The following is a 16003-nucleotide window of genomic DNA, read 5'->3' on the forward strand; positions in this document are numbered from 1 at the left end:
GGCGGAGTTTGGCACCTCGATGTCGACTCATCACATCCTGGGGCTGTAGTCGGTCCCAAGGGTATGGCTGTTCGCCATTTAAAGTGGTACGCGAGTTGGGTTCAGAACGTCGTGAGACAGTTCGGTCCCTATCTGCCGTGGGCGTTGGAAATTTGAGAGGAGCTGCTTCTAGTACGAGAGGACCGAAGTGGACGTATCTCTGGTGGTCCGGTTGTCATACCAATGGCATAGCCGGGTAGCTACATACGGACGGGATAACCGCTGAAAGCATCTAAGCGGGAAGCCCACCTCAAGATTAGATTTCCCTAGGGGTTTAACCCCTCTGAAGGTCCGTCGAAGACTACGACGTTGATAGGTTGGGTGTGTAAGTGCAGTAATGCATTGAGCTTACCAATACTAATTGACCGTGAGGCTTGACCATATAATAGGTCTTAGACAATTTTGATACGAGACATGATCGTTTCCAGAGTTGACGCGAATACAAACAACTTAAGCAATTCAATCAGACATTGCTGTTACTAACCAACTAATCAAATTTATTCGTGAGTGAAGTGCAAGATAAAATGTAGAGATGCATCAGCACTTCAAGCACAAGCCAGTTTTCCTGGGGAAAATAGCGCTATGGAACCACCTGATCCCATCCCGAACTCAGAAGTGAAACGTAGCAGCGCCGATGGTAGTGTGGGAGATCCCATGTGAGAGTAGGTCAACCCCAGGGCTTCATTAAGAGAGCTCCTAGCTAATCAGCTAGGAGCTTTTTATTTGTCTGGATTTTTTTATTCTTAAGAAAGCTCCTGGAGCTGCGGGAACCGACTACTTCATTCTTTTAGCCAGCGCATGCCCGCAGTTTGGCATTTGCGATGCCTCTTGCCGGCACGCAGTTTCTGGAAGAATGCGATAGTGAAGACCGGCAGCTCATCAGCCCCTGTTTGTTTTAGGGTTTGAACTCATAAGAGGATTTATTGAGTGGCGGGAGCCGACTCTCTCACTCTTATCACAACTGTATGCCCGCCGGTCGGTATCTTCTATGCCCCTTGCCGGCATGCTGTTTTTTTCAGTATGATTAATTATTAATGTAGCGATATTTGCCGGCATGCAATTCTTGAAAGTATGCAGTAGTGATACCCGGCAGCTCATCAGCCTCTGTTTGTTTTAGGGTTTGAACTTATAAGAGGATTTATTGAGTGGCGGGAGCCGACTCTCTCACTCTTATCACAACTGTATGCCCGCTGGTCGATATCTTCTATGCCCCTTGCCGGCATGCTGTTTTTGGAAGAACGTGATAGTGAGGACCGGCAGCTCGTCAGTCTGTTTTTTTCAGTATGATTAATTATTAATGTAGCGATATTTGCCGGCATGCAATTCTTGAAAGTATGCAGTAGTGATTCCCGGCAACTCATCAGCCTCTGTTTGTTTTAGGGTTTGAACTTATAAGAGGATTTATTGAGTGGCGGGAGCCGACTCTCTCACTCTTATCACAACTACATGCCCGCCGGTCGATATCTTCTATGCCCCTTGCCGGCATGCTGTTTTTGGAAGAACGTGATAGTGAGGACCGGCAGCTCGTCAGTCTGTTTTTTTCAGTATGATTAATTATTAATGTAGCGATATTTGCCGGCACGCAGTTTTTGGAAGAACGTGATAGTGAGGACCGGCAACTCATCAGCCCCTGTTTGTTCTAGGGTTTGAACTCATAAGAGGATTTATTGAGTGGCGGGAGCCGACTATCTCACTCTTATCACAACTGCATGCCCGCCGGTCGGCATCTTCGATGCCCCTTGCCGGCACGCAGTTTCTGGAAGAATGTGATAGTGAAGACCGGCAGCTCGTCAGTCTATTTTCTTTCAGTATGATTAATTATTAATGTAGCGATATTTGCCGGCATGCGATTATTGGAAGTATGCAGTAGCAAGATTCGGCAATTCATCAGCCCCTTTTGTTTTAGGGTTTGAACTCTTAAGAGGGCTCTTTATCTATTCTATCTTTAAAATGAATAGATTGAGGAAAGGCTTTATAAAGATCAATTAATTGCTTCAATTTCCCCTCTTTGAAGCTGCCGCTCACGAGATCGCATTCGGCTATTTCTACTCTTTTCTTCTAATTTTTGATTTTGTTCACTTGCTCGAATAGGAGTATGCTCATCATAGGGATAGATAATATTTTGCAAAATAAAGAAGAGCAATAGAGTGGCTAGAATAGCAAGAAGAGGAATGCCATATCGAATGAGTGCTCTTTGATAGCGGAGAATATAGATTAAAAAGAGAATAACAATAAGGGCGACAACAAGTAATATCATGAGATAGGTGTAATTCCTTTGTGATGTTGTATCAATTTATCTGTAGTTATTGATTAGTACTACCAAGATATAGAATTGGGCTGATGGGTCTGCTCTTTTACAGATACCCGTCAGCCCTTATTGGCTTTACCATCTATGTAGATCAGATACCATTTGATTACAATTACGTCACTCTAAAAAGAGGTGAGTTGTATGATGAATTCCGCTTTTAAAAGTTATAGTTGATCTGCAAATTTGAGTAAAAGATCTAAATTTCGTTGCCGGGTCTGCTTGGAGATGATAAACCAATCTATTACCGTCCAAATACCTAGGCCACCAATTGTAATGAGCTTAAGAATTCCTAATAAAATATTACCAATATAGAAGCGATCTACAGCAAAAGAGCCGAAGAAGAAGGAGAGAAGTAATGCTAATGTCGGATCTTTAATAGGAAGCGCATGGAGTGCCGCTTGTTGACTCTCATTGAGCCTGTGTAAAATAGAGGTCACTGTTGTTAGTGCTTCTTTAGGATATTTATTCGCATTGATAGCAAGATAAGTATTGATAAACTCTTGATTATGACTATTCACTAGAATACTCCTTTCTTCTACGTTGAATTCATCAGATTGATCGATCCTTCTATGGTAGAGGTTTTTAATAGTACTACATACCTACATCTGCATCGATTATTAATAGGGAATCTCTTCCATTTTATACTAATAATACTAATAGAGGAAAAATAGGGTTCTACTCTAAATTCTATTTTAGAATCGATCAGCATAATGTAGCAGAGTAATGTTATTGAATCATCAGGTCTGAAATCTCATCGGCAGCTGTTAATAGTAGCGGAACAACTTCTTTTACAAATTGCTCACGACTCTTGTAACTTGTTGCAGGACAACTTACAGAGAGTACATATTGAATCTCTTTAGAGATTTTGCCGCGAATAGGTGCAGCGCAGGCAATCATATCGGGTTTAAAGTTTTTCCAGCTAATGAGATAGTCGGAGTTTCTTGCTATTTCGATCTTTTCAATCAACTCATTGATATCTTTTGCTGTCGACGCAGAGTATTTTTTCCATTCAGAAATTCCTTCAAAACGTGCTCTTATCTCATCATTACTTAATGAGCCTAATAACATTTGGCCAATGACTGTTGCATAAGCGGGCCATCGTGTTCCAACTCGAATATTGGAGGTAAAAGCTCCTAGTGCTTGAATATTATTGAGATAGACAATTTCGATATCATCGAGGACAGAGAGATGGACAGCCACTTTGGTTTTATCACGCAATTGTTGCATAATCGCCGTAACTTGCTGTGGAATATTCATCGATTCAATAGCGGTGTAACCGAGTTGTAGTACTTTCACATTGAGCTTATAACTCTTATGAGGCGTGCGCAAAAGATAACCACAATATTCTAAAGTTTGGACTAAACGAAAAGCGCTAGATCGGTTGATATCTAAATTTTTAGCGATTTCACTGAGTGTCATTTCGCTCTTCTCGGCAGTAAAACTCTCTAATATCTTCAATCCTCTAACGAGTCCCGGCACAAGGTATTTTTCTGCATCAATCTCTTCAATCATCGCTAAACTCCTCACTTTTTATTCTTATCTATTATAGAAAAAATTAGCTGTTAAGACCTCTATTTAGAAAATGGGCTTGACAAGCTTCTTTTATTAATCGTATTCTTGCACTATTGTTTTATAAAGTAAATGGTGTTTTATATATAAAACTAAATAATTTAGTAGATTGAGCAAAATAAGCCAGATAAAACACTATTCGTTATGGGATTACCCTTATAAATTAAATATCTTATTTTCATAACTATCTTAATAACTATTTTAATAACAGACGATCTACCACTCACAAGATGTCAAAACAATAATATGAGTGGATCGCTATTTTCTGATTATCCCTGTCAAGCAGGATAGGGATCTTTGAGGAGGAAGAAGATGAATTGGGTTTCAGCATGTCAAGTGGATGAAGTGGAAGAGTATATGCCTAAATCGGTTGATATTGGGGATATTAAGATCGGAATCTTTCAGGTGGGAGATCACTATTTCGCCATTGAGAATATCTGCCCCCATGCTTATGCGCTCTTAACAGAAGGCTTTGTGGAAGATGGAACAGTTGAATGTCCTCTTCATGAAGCTATTTTTGATATTAAGACGGGTAATTTAGAGAGTGGTCCTGGTTGCCGTAATTTATTGACCTATCCTGTAAAAGTAGAAGCCGGAGAGATCATGATCTCTCTTGCGCAGTAATAGTTGCTCTTAAAGAATCTTCTAGGGTATTGCTTAAAAACAGATTAAAAAACCAGATTAAAAATACATATTAAAAAAACAATATTAAAAGACAATATTGAGATCGATTTTCATCATATTCATGATAGTTAAGATCAATCTAACCCATGATTAATTGAGTTCCGATATCACCTCCATTTCCCTTTTGTTTGACCCGCTGTTGAGCGAAAGGGAGTTTTTTAAAGTATTTAAAATTATTTTAATGGGGAAGGGGATCGAGAGACAGAATAAATTAAAAAACTTTGTATACGATGAGATACAAAACTGAAGGAGGAAAGCAGATGGCAAATTACAATGAGAAGCTTAAAACCTGGCTAGAAAATAGACCTAACCCTGATGCCGGCATCAATAATATTCAGATTCCTGGAGATGTGAAGCATGTGGTTTGGCAAAACCGTGCACATGAACCTTCCGCTTATGAGTTGAGTCTTGTGGAGAACCTTATTGCCGCTTTTTCAAAAGGGGCGACAACACTCTCCGAGGTGGTTTCTGCGCTTAATGAGCAAGGAATGTTATTAGAGAGTGGTGAGAAATTTACAGAAGAGAGCTTCGAAGCTGAGATGGCTCGTTTAGGTTATTAAGGTTTTAAGAGTGTAGGAGGAGAAGATTATGACATCTAGAAAATTTAAAGACGCACAAGAGTACCTCAACTTTGGTTTACGTAACCTGTGGCATCCAGTGTTAGCGAGTTGGGAGGTAGGGACTAGTCCTGTGGGAATTACCCGCTTAGGTGAGAACATTGTTGTTTGGCGTGATGAAGAGGGTAAGGTTCATGCACTTGAAGATCGTTGCCCCCATCGTGGTGCGAGACTCTCTTTAGGATGGAATTTAGGGAATCGTGTGGCTTGCTGGTATCACGGTGTTGAAGTTCGTTTTGATGGTGTTGTTGAGGATGTTCCTGCTGTTGCCAGTTGTCCTATGACCGGGGCTACTTGTGTGAAGTCGTATCATGTGAAAGAGGTTCATGGTGCCATTTTCCTCTGGTTTGGTGTCGGTGATGAAGCACCTACAGAACTCACTTTTCCGGAGCAACTCGATAGTGATGAGTGGAGTCATTTCCTCTGTATTGCAGATTGGAAAGTCAATTATCAATATGCAGTTGATAATGTGATGGATCCTATGCATGGAACTTATCTTCACTCCGTTTCTCACTCAATGTCTGAGGGTGATCGCCAAGCGGAGATGAGTCTGAAAATGACGAAGACAGGTTTTATCTTTGAGAAAGATGGGCAATCAGGCGTGAACTTTGACTGGGTGGAGTATGGGGAAACCGGTGGCGCTTGGTTACGACTCTCTATTCCTTATCAATCTAAATTTGGTCCTGGTGGAAGCTTCTGGATTGTTGGTTTTGCGACCCCTATTGATGAAAATAATACGCGCGTATTTTTCTGGCGTTGCCGTAAAGTTTCAGGATGGGAGCGTGATACTTGGCGCTTTATGTATCGTAATCATCTCGAGGGATTGCATTGGGATGTATTAGAGCAAGATCGTATTATTTTAGAATTATTAGCCCCTAATGCTCGTGAACATGAGTTCCTTTATCAACATGATGTGGGTATTACACGTCTCCGCCGTACCTTTAAGCGCGCAGCAGAAAAGCAGTTTAAAGAGTATGAGGCATATCAAGCGAGTCAGGAAAATGTAGATGCTGTGGGCGCCACTATTCATCCTGCAGAATAATTGAGGTGATCATGAGAGCACTATTAGAGGGAAAAAAGATCGTCATTACAGGAGCGGCACGCGGGTTAGGGTATGACTTTACTCGCGCGGCTCTAGAGGCTGGCGCTACAGTACTAATGGTCGATATTTTAGAGGATCATTTAAAAGAGCGAGCAGAATCGCTTCAAGCTGAAGGATTGCCGGCATCCTATATTGTGGCAGATTTAAGTTTGCCTGAAGCTATCGATAAGGTTGCTGAGGAAGTTGAGCAAGCATGGTCCTATGTGGATGGTTTAATTAATTGTGCGGCGCTAGCTACAGGTGTTGGAGGCGTCGATATGATGAATTATGATCCTGATCTATGGGATCGAGTCATGACTATTAATGTGAAAGGAACATGGTTGATGACACAGGCGATGGTTCCTTTTCTTAAGAGATCGGACCAGGGTCGCGTGGTGAATATCGCTTCCGATACGGCTCTTTGGGGAGCACCTAAATTGATGGCTTATACCGCAAGTAAAGGGGCTATCTTGGCGATGACACGCTCTATGGCTCGTGAATTGGGAGAGTTTAATATCACCGTCAACAGCCTCTCTCCAGGCTTAACATTAGTTGAAGCGACGGCATATGTGCCGGCAGAGCGCCACTCTCTCTACGTCAATGGAAGAGCAATTCAACGGGAACAGTTACCGGAAGATGTTAGTGGAACCGCACTCTATCTTCTCTCTGATCTTGCCTCTTTTGTGACAGGGCAAAATATTCCCGTCAATGGTGGGTTTGTCTTCAATTAAATGTTGCATCGAGACTCATGAGATTCACGAGATTCATGAGATTAGCTGGATTAACGGGATTAATCAGCGTCAGAAGTTTCAGCTAGGAGTTTAAGTATGTTAAATGGAATTAAAACATTAAAGTTTGGTGTTGAGGATATCGCAAAGTCGAAACAATATCTTGCAGACTTCGGCCTTAAAGAGGTAGAGAGTGATATTGAGAGGGCAGCGAAATATCAATTAGGCAATGGTAGCTCAATCTATGTTTTTGCTATTGATGATGAGCGCTTACCGCCGGCATTTGAAGCAGGGTCCACATTAAGAGAGGTGACTTGGGCGGTAAATCGTTATCAAGATATTGAGCTTCTAGCAGAGAGACTTCAGTCAGAGCCGGGATATCATTTTGCCGATGGTGTTGTTCAGTGTCAGGATCCTAATGGTATGACGCTCCGTTTTGAGGAGTTCGTTCTAAAAGCAGATTTAGAGGCGACAAGTCTACCAATCAATCAGTTTGGCAGAATCAATCGGGTCAATGCGCCTAGTCCTGTTTATGAAAAAGCAGATCCTGTTGCCATTGGGCATGTGGTCTTCTTTACCCCAGATTTAGAAAAGACGCAGAAGTTTTATGAAGAGAAGTTAGGCTTCTATCTTTCAGATGCCTATCGTGGGCGTGGCGCCTTTATGCGTTGTGCAGCAGAAGGTTGGCACCATGATCTCTTCTTATTGAAACTGCCACAACGTGAAACAACGGGGCTCAATCATGTTGCCTTTGTAGTGCGAGATATTCATGAGGTGATTGGTGGGGGGCTCAATATGAATCGACTCAAATGGGATTCCTTTATCGGTCCTGGTCGTCATCCTGTCTCATCGGCTTACTTTTGGTATGTTCATTCACCTTTAGGTGGCGCTTTTGAGTATTACACCAATGATGATTATGTGACGCCGGCATGGACCCCCCGAGTCTATGATTATGCGCTTGAGCTCTTTACGGAGTGGGCGATTGAGGGTGGCTTGGATCATGAAACACGACGCCAAGTCAAAGAATCTTAAAGCGTCACTATTGTTTCATGTGAAACCTGCTATCAAAATAGAAAAAAAGAGGGAGAGAAGATGGAGAGAGTGGTTATTATTGGGGGTGGACAGGCATCTGCTTGGGCTGCTTATACCTTAAGAGAAGAGGGCTTTGAGGGTGAGATTGCCGTGATTTCAGATGAATCACAACTCTTTTATGAAAGACCACCATTATCGAAGCAGGTATTGCTTGGAGAGATGGATCATCAAAATCTCCATTTCTTCCCACCAGAGAAGATTGCGGCGCTCAATTTGATACTCTACGGACCCCTCTCTGCTACCAAAATCGATCGTGATAAAAAGGTGGTCACACTCTCAGATGGTTCATCGCTTCTTTACGATAAGCTTCTGATTGCGACCGGCAGTCAAGCACGAGTTCCTGTTGATGCCTGGCGATCTCTACCTAATCTCTTCACACTGCGCACAGTTGAGGATAGTTTAGCATTGCAGCGCGCTCTCCCATCGATTAAGTCACTTGCAATTATTGGTGGCGGTTGGATCGGTTTAGAGATTGCAGCCTCATTACGGCAGCAGGGGTGTGCTGTCACACTATTGGAGTTAGGTGAGCGTCTCTGTGCTAGAAGTGTCTCTGTCGAGGTCTCTGATTTTATTGAGTCGCTTCATCAAGAAGAGGGTATTGAACTCTGTTTTGAGTGTGGGACCCTCGATATTGTGGAAGAGAATGGGGCGTTAACGATTATTCAAAATGGGAGAAAATGGCGCAGCTTTGATGCAGTCGTTGTTGGAGCAGGGGCGCATATCAATAAAGAGCTCGCTGTTGAGGCAGGATTAGATGTGCGTGACGGTATTGTTGTAGATCATTATTGCCAGACATCTGACCCCCATATTTATGCCGCAGGAGATGTCGCTATTCACCCAGATTTAGGTTTCTCTGTTCAATCTTGGGCAAATGCACAGCATCAAGGGGTAATTGCCGCAAAAGCGATGTTAGGGGCAGAGAAGGCGACACCTTACCGTGAAACGCCTTGGCTCTGGTCAGATCAATATGATTGCAATATTCAGATTTTAGGGACGCCGGTCGGACTTGATCGTACTGAGGTAGTGATCCGTGATAGCGCGCCACGTCAAAAGAGCTTCTTCTACCTTACGCCTGAGGGAAAATTGCAATATTTAGTTTCGATTAATGATGCCCGAGTTGTACAGATTGCAAAGCGATGGATCAAGGCTGATAGAACTTTAGAAGCGGTAGAGATTGGTGATCCTGCTTTTAATGTGATGAAGCTCCGTTAATTGATGAAGCTAAATTCGATAGGGGCTTCGATAGGGGCGATTTATCAGAATGGGTTGATCAGAATGAATTGGTAGAAGCTCAAGCATGCAAGCGAGAAGGCTATCGCTCTAAAGTAGGAGTGCAGAGAAACAGGCGAGAAACAGGCGAGAAATAGGGGAGAGAGGGTCTCCATAAGATAGAAGTCAGTGTCGAAATAGAATAGAAAAAGCAATAGAAAAAACAATAGAGAATCAGAATAAAAATAGCAAAAAAGAGCAACCACCGAAGCGTAATAAGTCGACAGTGTAAAAGATCGACTCTCATCAAGAGTACGCATTGAGATATCTACTAGGAGGAAATTTATGAAAGAAGCGCTAGCTGAAAGGCTACCTTTTGTGCCCAAAAATTTAATAGTGCATTGGACGCCGGCAACAGTCTTAATGATCTGCGTTGTCTTAGCCTTTTTTGACAAGATAAGCATTGCTGTACTCTTTTCTGATCCCGCTTTTCAAGAGACGATGGGTGTTGTTGAAGATAAGAGCAGGCTCGGTTGGTTGATGACAAGCTTCCTTCTCTCTTATGGTTTCTCCTCCGTATTTTTAAGTTTTTTAGGAGATCTATTTAGCCCTAAAAAATTAATTTTCTGGTCTGTTTTGAGCTGGGGCATCTTGATGCTCATTATGGGATTTACAACGACTTATGAAGGGATGCTGATCAATCGGATCTTATTAGGGATTGCAGAAGGACCTCTCTTTGCACTCTGCTATAGCATCGTAAAGCTCTGTTATAGCGATAAAGAGCAGGCGCGTGCCTCTACAATGTTTATTTTAGGTACCCCTATTGGTGCGGCGTTAGGATTTCCGATTACCGCATATGTTTTAGGTAATTACGATTGGCATACCACCTTCTATGTGATGGGCGCATTAACCTTAATTGCAACAATCTTAGTCTATTATGGTTTACGTAATGTGGAAGTATCGGGACGGAAGCGAGTCGTTAAGAGCTCACATGGTGTTAATCTTAAGCGATTGATGAGTAATGGTCCTTTTTGGTTAGTCTGTTTTTTTAATATCGCTTTGATGACCTATCTCTGGGGCCTCAATAGTTGGATTCCTACCTATCTCATGGAAGAGAAAGGATTCAATCTTAAAGAATTTGGCGCACTATCGATGATCCCTTTTATTGGGATGTTGATTGGAGAGATCGGAGGGGCGCTCTACTCAGATCGCTTTTCGATTCGTCGCGCACCGCAAGTCTTTATAGGGTTATTAGGTGCCGGGATAGCGATGTACCTAATGGTGATCGTTGAGAGCAATATACTCGTGATTACGATGATGACCATTAGCTCTTTAATGTGGGGAGTTTCTGTATCGGCCGTCTTTGCGCTTCTCTCAAATGTGAGTGATCGTGATGTAGCGACGACTGCAGGTGGGATTTTTAATGGTCTTGCTAACTTTACAAGCGCTATTGTACCGGTCTTAATCGCATATATCGTTGCCTTTTCTGGCAACTTTAATACCGGAATTATCTTTCTTGCGGGTGTTGCCGTTGCAGGATCGATCATTCTTGTCCCCTTATTGAGACGTTATTAGGGGCATTTTTAGAGCCGTAGCTTCCTATCGATCGCAATAGAGCGGAAATATTATTAAAGAAGTAACTGTAACAAAAAATACTTTATTGAGAACCCAAAGGGGATCTTATCCATAGAGATTTATTCACAAAGGAGAATAGAGATGTCTAGAGAATTTGAAACTTGGAATCGTCCAGAAGGTAAAAGTTTAGAAGAGTGGATGAATACACGAATCGCACGATTAGAAGATCGTAAGTATGATTTTGATGCACTCAAATTTCAAGCTGATTATGACCCTAAATATCGACGTGCGCAGATGCGTTATATGGGGACAGGCGCAACAGGCGTTGCATCAGATAGTAATACCGTTCCGGCAGAGAACTTTACATTTTCAACGATGGTATTACCGGCACAGTGTGAAGGGCCACTCCATCTTCATGATGATGTTGAAGAGGTCTTTTTCCTACTAAGAGGTTCTATCGAACTCTTTTTAGAAGATAAAGGGGAGAAATATTCAGTCATTCTTAAAGAGCGTGACCTGATCTCTATTCCTCCAGGAATTTATCGTGGGCTTTATAACTATACGCAAGAAGATGCCTTAATGTGTGTCATGTTGGGGACTTCAAAACCGCAGATCCCAACCTATCCTGAAGATCATCCGCTCTCTAAAGTTAAACGTAATTAAGCGGAATTAAGTGTAATTAAACGTGATTAGAGATAGATAGGTTATTCAAGATCATGAGACTTTGTACGTAGTACTAGTAACAAAAGAGATAAGAAGAAGGGATAACAAGAGGAGCTTAAATCGAATCCTAGAGGGATCGGTTTCTTAATCTGAGATGTACCGAGGATCTGTTAAAGATTTTAGGAGATATCGATTTAAGCCATCTTGACTGATGATTGAGAGGAGAAGAGATTTTATGAACCAGGTTGAGTATCAATTCGCCCCAAAGAGCGGGATCGAGTATTTAGAGAAAAAGGGAGAAGGAACACCTTTTCTGTTACTCCATGGGATTAGCTCTGGCGCATACTCATGGATTAAACAGTTACAGGATCGTGAAATATCTGCTCATCTTATCGCATGGAATGCGCCCGGATATGGGAAGAGTGAGAAGTTGATGACAGACACCCCTTTGGCTTTAGATTATGCCGATCGCCTTTTTGCATTGATCAATGAGTTGGGTTTGGAGCGCATCATATTAGTGGGGCACTCTCTTGGGGCGATGATGGCCACTGCTTTTGCTGCAAAATATCCACAATATTTAGAGCGAGTCCAACTGATTGCGCCGGCACAAGGATATGCTAAAGAAGAGGAATCTGTTAAGGCGGAAGTCTATCAGCGTCGGCCAAAATTATTAGCTCGATTAGGGAAGTTAGGGATGGCTGAGGAGCGAGGTCCTTATCTACTTGGGAATCCTTCTGCAGAGAATATGGACATCGTTCGTGAAGTCTCTCAACGTTTAACAATGGATGGTTTTACTAATGCATCTCATCTTCTTGCTTATGATTCGATCGATCGTGCATTGTCACAAATCGATCCACAATTGGAGATCGATCTCTATTTTGGCCTAAAAGATGGCATTACGCCACCAGAAGGGATGCACGCTTTAAAAACACGACACTCAAGACTCAATTTAGTTGAGGTTGCTGATGCGGGGCATCTTGCTTATATCGATGCGCCACTTTTTTTTAAAGAGAGACTCTTTGGATTGATTTAAGAGGAAAAAACGTTTACGGAGTGAGATAGGCGGATCGACCTCCTCTACTAGAGGAAGAGCGCGTTTGATATTGAGACAAGAATCATAAATGGGAAGGATTGGAAGGAAGATGAGGAGGCAGTCGATGAGTTTTGGTGTGGAGAATCGGGTCGCAATTGTGACCGGTGGATCATCTGGTATTGGTTTAGAAACGGTAAAATTACTTCTAGCAGGCGGTGCTAAAGTTGCTTGGTGTGGACGTAATCAGGCGCGTTTAGATGCCTCTTTAGAAGCGGTGAGGTTAGCATTACCTGAAATTTCGTCTAGTGATATGTTAACTATTGTCGCGGATGTGCTAGATCGTGATTCTGTGGAAGCAATGATCAACGCTGTAGTTCAACATTTTGGGGGGATCGATTTCTTAATTAATAATGCCGGGCAGGGGAAAGTCGCCTCTTTTGAAGAGACTCAAGATGAGGATTGGCTCGGAGAAGTGACTCTTAAATATTTTGGTGTCTTAAATCCTATTAAGGCGGCATTGCCTTACTTAGAGCAATCAGATATGGCCTCGATTACCAATGTGAACTCGCTATTAGCCCTAAAGCCGGAGCGGCATATGATTGCAACATCGGCAGCAAGAGCGGGCTTACTCAATTTGAGTAAGACATTGTCGCAGGAATTTGCTCAGAAAGGGGTTAATGGGATTCGGGTCAATTCGATCTTAATCGGTATGGTGGAGTCGGGGCAGTGGCGTCGTCGATATGAGGAGCGTTCAGATCGTTCTAAGAGTTGGGATGAGTGGATTGCCGGCATTGCTCAGGAGCGAGGAATCCCCATGGGGCGATTAGGTAAGGCTGAAGAGGCGGCACGAGCGTTACTCTTTTTAGCATCACCGATGTCTTCCTATACAACGGGGTCAGTTGTTGATGTCTCAGGTGGCTTCAGTCGAGAGATTTGATCCAATTGCTCCATAAAATAATCAATAAGTAGTATCGGTAGAAGCGCAATAGAGAGCAATTGATATATAGAGAACAATCGATAGAGAACAATCGAATATAGAGCGAGCAGGAAAAGATGGGGGAGAGAATGAAGAAAATTGTAATGATTGGTTATGGGGCGATGGCACAAGCTGTGATGCCACTTCTACCCGAAGATGTCAATGTGGGGTGGTTGGTGGTGATGCCGCAAGATGTCGCTAAGACTCAAGCTATTGTGGGCGATGAGATTAAAGTCATTAGTCGCATTTCAGAGATAGATGGTCAGCCAGATTGTGCCGTTGAGATGGCCGGACAGTTAGGATTGCAAGCACATCTCTTTGATTTGATCAGAGCGGGAATCGATGTTGGGGTGATTTCAGTAGGGACCTTTGCCGATTCAGTATTTCAGAAGCAGGTTGAGCAGGCAGCGAAAGAGCATCAGGTGAAGATTTCGATCTTATCGGGAGCGATTGCCGGCATCGATGGTTTAGCCTCGGCTAAATTAGCAGGATTAGATTCTGTTCTCTATCAAGGGAGAAAGAATCCCCGTAGTTGGAAGGGAAGTTATGCAGAAGAGCTTGTGGATCTCGATCAGTTAGAGAATGCGACCACTTTCTTTAAAGGAAGTGCGAGAGAAGCGGCTCAACGTTTTCCTGCTAATGCCAATGTGGCGGCTACTTTAGCGCTCGCCGGGATCGGGATGGATGATACTGAAGTTGAGCTGATTGCAGATCCAAAGATGGAACGAAATCAACATAAAATTATTGCACAAGGTAAGTTTGGTGCTATGGAGATTGTGATGATGGGAGTTCCTTTAGAGAGTAACCCTAAGACTTCAATGCTCGCTGCATTAAGTGTTGCACGTTTCTGTCGTCAGCTTGACGATGCGCTACTCATTTAGGTGGCTCATATTAGAACTATTTACTGGGGGATAAGGAGTATATATTGTGAATAATGTGAAAAAAATATTTTTAGCAGGTGAATGGAGATTAGGTCGTGGAGAGCCCTCAAAAAGCTTCTTCCCCGCAGATATGAGTCTTAATGCAGAATTTTCCACAGCTTCTTTAGAGGATGTGGAAGAGGCGATTGTTGCAGCAGATAGAGCATGGAGAGAGCCCTCATGGCGAGATCTACTGCCGACAGAGAGAGCGCGCATTCTCTTTAAATTTGCAGATATTTTAGAGCGAGATCGAGATGAACTCGCTCAGCTTCAAACTCGGGATAATGGCAAACCTCTCTATGAAACACGTGGATTGGTTGCAAGTGCTATTGCCACGACGCGTTATGTCGCCTCCACATTAGAGACGATGGATAATGAATTAACTAATCAGCGTATGCATGATGCTATTACGCTTAGCCTCTATGAGCCATTGGGCGTTATTGCGGCAATTACTCCTTGGAACTCGCCTATTGCCTCAGAAGTACAGAAGTTGATTCCGGCATTAGCGGGGGGCAATGCGGTCATCTTAAAGCCTGCGGAAGCTACATCGTTGATTGCACTAGAATTAGCTAAACGATTTGAAGAAGCAGGGTTGCCCAAAGGGATCTTAAGTGTTCTGCCGGGGCGTGGTTCGGTGGTGGGAAATGCCATTGTGAATCATCCATTAGTGAAGAAGATCTCATTTACCGGAGGCACCAATACTGGAAGAGCGTTAGCTCATGTTGCTGCTGAGCGCCTGATTACCACCTCATTAGAGCTTGGAGGGAAATCACCTACAATCGTCTTAGAGGATGCCAATTTAGAGTTAGCCGTCAATGGTGTTATTTATGGCATCTTTAGCTCAGCCGGACAAGCCTGTATCGCCGGCTCACGCCTCTTTGTGCATCGTTCGCTCTATGAGCCTTTTTTAGCAAAACTCATTGAAAAGAGTGCCGCTCTGCGTGTTGGGCACCCAGAAGATCCCACAACACAGGTGGGACCAGTGATTAGCGAGCAACATTTAGAGAGTATCGACCGTTATGTCCAGCAGGCGGTTGCGGAAGGGGGCAAGATCGAGATAGGTGGAAAACGTCTATTAGAAGGGGCGTTAGCAGAGGGAAGTTATTATGCACCGACGATTATTACCGGCTTAAAAAATAGTGATTCCGTCTGTCAAGAGGAGATCTTTGGCCCTGTATTGGTGGTGCTTCCTTTTGATGATGAAGCGGCACTGATTACCGAAGCTAATGACTCCGTTTATGGGCTATCTGCCGGTATCTGGACAGAAAATTATCGCCGCGCATGGCAATTAGCACGAATTTTAGAAGCGGGAACCGTTTGGATCAATACCTATAAAAAATTCTCTATCTCAACACCTTTTGGGGGTTATAAAGAGAGCGGTATTGGGCGAGAGAAGGGACGTTTAGGGATTCTCTCTTATATGCAACAAAAGAGTATCTTCTTAAGCTTAGATGAGACACCTAATCCTTGGTGTGAGTAATCTTTTCATCTTAGAAGTAGAGAAGATCT

At 43.0% G+C, this 16003-nt stretch carries 15 protein-coding genes and 2 rRNA genes; 14 read left to right on the forward strand and 3 right to left on the reverse strand.

What is annotated here, in order from left to right:
• Both DC082_RS09660 and rrf read left to right on the forward strand, forming a co-directional pair.
• Positions 1–421: ribosomal RNA gene (locus DC082_RS09660) — 23S ribosomal RNA — on the forward strand; the annotation flags it as partial.
• A 182-nt stretch (positions 422–603) separates the two neighbouring features.
• Positions 604–718 (forward strand): 5S ribosomal RNA (rrf, locus tag DC082_RS09665).
• A 1302-nt stretch (positions 719–2020) separates the two neighbouring features.
• On the opposite strand, the gene DC082_RS09670 is transcribed toward rrf, so the two are convergent.
• The 3 genes from DC082_RS09670 to DC082_RS09680 all read right to left on the reverse strand — a co-directional run bounded on the left by DC082_RS09670 (position 2021) and on the right by DC082_RS09680 (position 3859).
• Positions 2021–2296, reverse strand: coding sequence for a hypothetical protein (locus DC082_RS09670; protein WP_109236804.1), 276 nt, complete (start codon positions 2294–2296; stop codon positions 2021–2023).
• A gap of 215 nt (positions 2297–2511) precedes the next feature.
• Positions 2512–2865 (reverse strand): TM2 domain-containing protein, encoded by a 354-nt coding sequence (locus tag DC082_RS09675; RefSeq protein WP_157957456.1) that lies wholly within the window; start codon positions 2863–2865, stop codon positions 2512–2514.
• A 208-nt stretch (positions 2866–3073) separates the two neighbouring features.
• The gene (locus tag DC082_RS09680; protein ID WP_109236806.1) at positions 3074–3859 is read right to left on the reverse strand and encodes an IclR family transcriptional regulator; all 786 of its coding nucleotides are present in this window, start codon (positions 3857–3859) and stop codon (positions 3074–3076) included.
• 369 nt (positions 3860–4228) lie between these two features.
• Here DC082_RS09680 and DC082_RS09685 point away from each other — a divergent pair, with 369 nt between their 5' ends.
• The 12 genes from DC082_RS09685 (at position 4229) to DC082_RS09740 (ending at position 15974) form a co-directional block, all read left to right on the forward strand.
• Entirely contained in the window at positions 4229–4540 is a 312-nt protein-coding gene (locus DC082_RS09685; protein ID WP_109236807.1) for a non-heme iron oxygenase ferredoxin subunit, read from the forward strand.
• A 320-nt stretch (positions 4541–4860) separates the two neighbouring features.
• Positions 4861–5160 (forward strand): recombinase-like helix-turn-helix domain-containing protein, encoded by a 300-nt coding sequence (locus DC082_RS09690; RefSeq protein WP_094567681.1) that lies wholly within the window; start codon positions 4861–4863, stop codon positions 5158–5160.
• A 28-nt stretch (positions 5161–5188) separates the two neighbouring features.
• On the forward strand, positions 5189–6259 hold the full coding sequence (locus DC082_RS09695) for an aromatic ring-hydroxylating oxygenase subunit alpha (RefSeq protein ID WP_109236808.1): 1071 nt from the start codon (positions 5189–5191) through the stop codon (positions 6257–6259).
• Positions 6260–6270: 11 nt separating this feature from the next.
• On the forward strand, positions 6271–7029 hold the full coding sequence (locus tag DC082_RS09700; protein WP_275665832.1) for an SDR family oxidoreductase: 759 nt from the start codon (positions 6271–6273) through the stop codon (positions 7027–7029).
• Between the two features lie 96 nt (positions 7030–7125).
• Complete coding sequence (locus DC082_RS09705; RefSeq protein ID WP_109236810.1) at positions 7126–8058, forward strand: VOC family protein; 933 nt, start codon at positions 7126–7128, stop codon at positions 8056–8058.
• Between the two features lie 60 nt (positions 8059–8118).
• Entirely contained in the window at positions 8119–9330 is a 1212-nt protein-coding gene (locus tag DC082_RS09710) for an NAD(P)/FAD-dependent oxidoreductase (RefSeq protein WP_109236811.1), read from the forward strand.
• A 342-nt stretch (positions 9331–9672) separates the two neighbouring features.
• Positions 9673–10902, forward strand: a complete 1230-nt coding sequence (locus tag DC082_RS09715) for an MFS transporter (RefSeq protein ID WP_109236812.1) — start codon at positions 9673–9675, stop codon at positions 10900–10902.
• A 141-nt stretch (positions 10903–11043) separates the two neighbouring features.
• Positions 11044–11565 carry a cupin domain-containing protein gene (locus DC082_RS09720; protein ID WP_094567675.1) on the forward strand — a complete coding sequence of 174 codons (522 nt, stop codon included), beginning with the start codon at positions 11044–11046 and terminating at the stop codon, positions 11563–11565.
• A 235-nt stretch (positions 11566–11800) separates the two neighbouring features.
• A complete protein-coding gene (locus DC082_RS09725; RefSeq protein ID WP_157957457.1) occupies positions 11801–12598 on the forward strand; it encodes an alpha/beta fold hydrolase in 798 nt (265 codons plus the stop codon).
• Positions 12599–12722: 124 nt separating this feature from the next.
• Positions 12723–13535 (forward strand): SDR family oxidoreductase, encoded by an 813-nt coding sequence (locus tag DC082_RS09730; protein WP_109236814.1) that lies wholly within the window; start codon positions 12723–12725, stop codon positions 13533–13535.
• Positions 13536–13663: 128 nt separating this feature from the next.
• Complete coding sequence (locus DC082_RS09735) at positions 13664–14455, forward strand: aspartate dehydrogenase (RefSeq protein WP_109236826.1); 792 nt, start codon at positions 13664–13666, stop codon at positions 14453–14455.
• Positions 14456–14510: 55 nt separating this feature from the next.
• Complete coding sequence (locus DC082_RS09740) at positions 14511–15974, forward strand: aldehyde dehydrogenase (protein WP_229821687.1); 1464 nt, start codon at positions 14511–14513, stop codon at positions 15972–15974.
• Positions 15975–16003: the final 29 nt, after the last annotated feature.

Source organism: Ignatzschineria indica, assembly GCF_003121925.1.
Taxonomy (GTDB): domain Bacteria; phylum Pseudomonadota; class Gammaproteobacteria; order Cardiobacteriales; family Wohlfahrtiimonadaceae; genus Ignatzschineria; species Ignatzschineria indica.

What these genes read in the sequence shown, in the direction of transcription:
- DC082_RS09670 (WP_109236804.1), bottom strand. Translation starts at nt 2,296, where the DNA reads ATGATATTACTTGTTGTCGCCCTTATTGTTATTCTCTTTTTAATCTAT.
- DC082_RS09680 (WP_109236806.1), bottom strand. Translation starts at nt 3,859, where the DNA reads ATGATTGAAGAGATTGATGCAGAAAAATACCTTGTGCCGGGACTCGTT.
- DC082_RS09685 (WP_109236807.1), top strand. Translation starts at nt 4,229, where the DNA reads ATGAATTGGGTTTCAGCATGTCAAGTGGATGAAGTGGAAGAGTATATG.
- DC082_RS09690 (WP_094567681.1), top strand. Translation starts at nt 4,861, where the DNA reads ATGGCAAATTACAATGAGAAGCTTAAAACCTGGCTAGAAAATAGACCT.
- DC082_RS09695 (WP_109236808.1), top strand. Translation starts at nt 5,189, where the DNA reads ATGACATCTAGAAAATTTAAAGACGCACAAGAGTACCTCAACTTTGGT.
- DC082_RS09700 (WP_275665832.1), top strand. Translation starts at nt 6,271, where the DNA reads ATGAGAGCACTATTAGAGGGAAAAAAGATCGTCATTACAGGAGCGGCA.
- DC082_RS09705 (WP_109236810.1), top strand. Translation starts at nt 7,126, where the DNA reads ATGTTAAATGGAATTAAAACATTAAAGTTTGGTGTTGAGGATATCGCA.
- DC082_RS09710 (WP_109236811.1), top strand. Translation starts at nt 8,119, where the DNA reads ATGGAGAGAGTGGTTATTATTGGGGGTGGACAGGCATCTGCTTGGGCT.
- DC082_RS09715 (WP_109236812.1), top strand. Translation starts at nt 9,673, where the DNA reads ATGAAAGAAGCGCTAGCTGAAAGGCTACCTTTTGTGCCCAAAAATTTA.
- DC082_RS09720 (WP_094567675.1), top strand. Translation starts at nt 11,044, where the DNA reads ATGTCTAGAGAATTTGAAACTTGGAATCGTCCAGAAGGTAAAAGTTTA.
- DC082_RS09725 (WP_157957457.1), top strand. Translation starts at nt 11,801, where the DNA reads ATGAACCAGGTTGAGTATCAATTCGCCCCAAAGAGCGGGATCGAGTAT.
- DC082_RS09730 (WP_109236814.1), top strand. Translation starts at nt 12,723, where the DNA reads ATGAGTTTTGGTGTGGAGAATCGGGTCGCAATTGTGACCGGTGGATCA.
- DC082_RS09735 (WP_109236826.1), top strand. Translation starts at nt 13,664, where the DNA reads ATGAAGAAAATTGTAATGATTGGTTATGGGGCGATGGCACAAGCTGTG.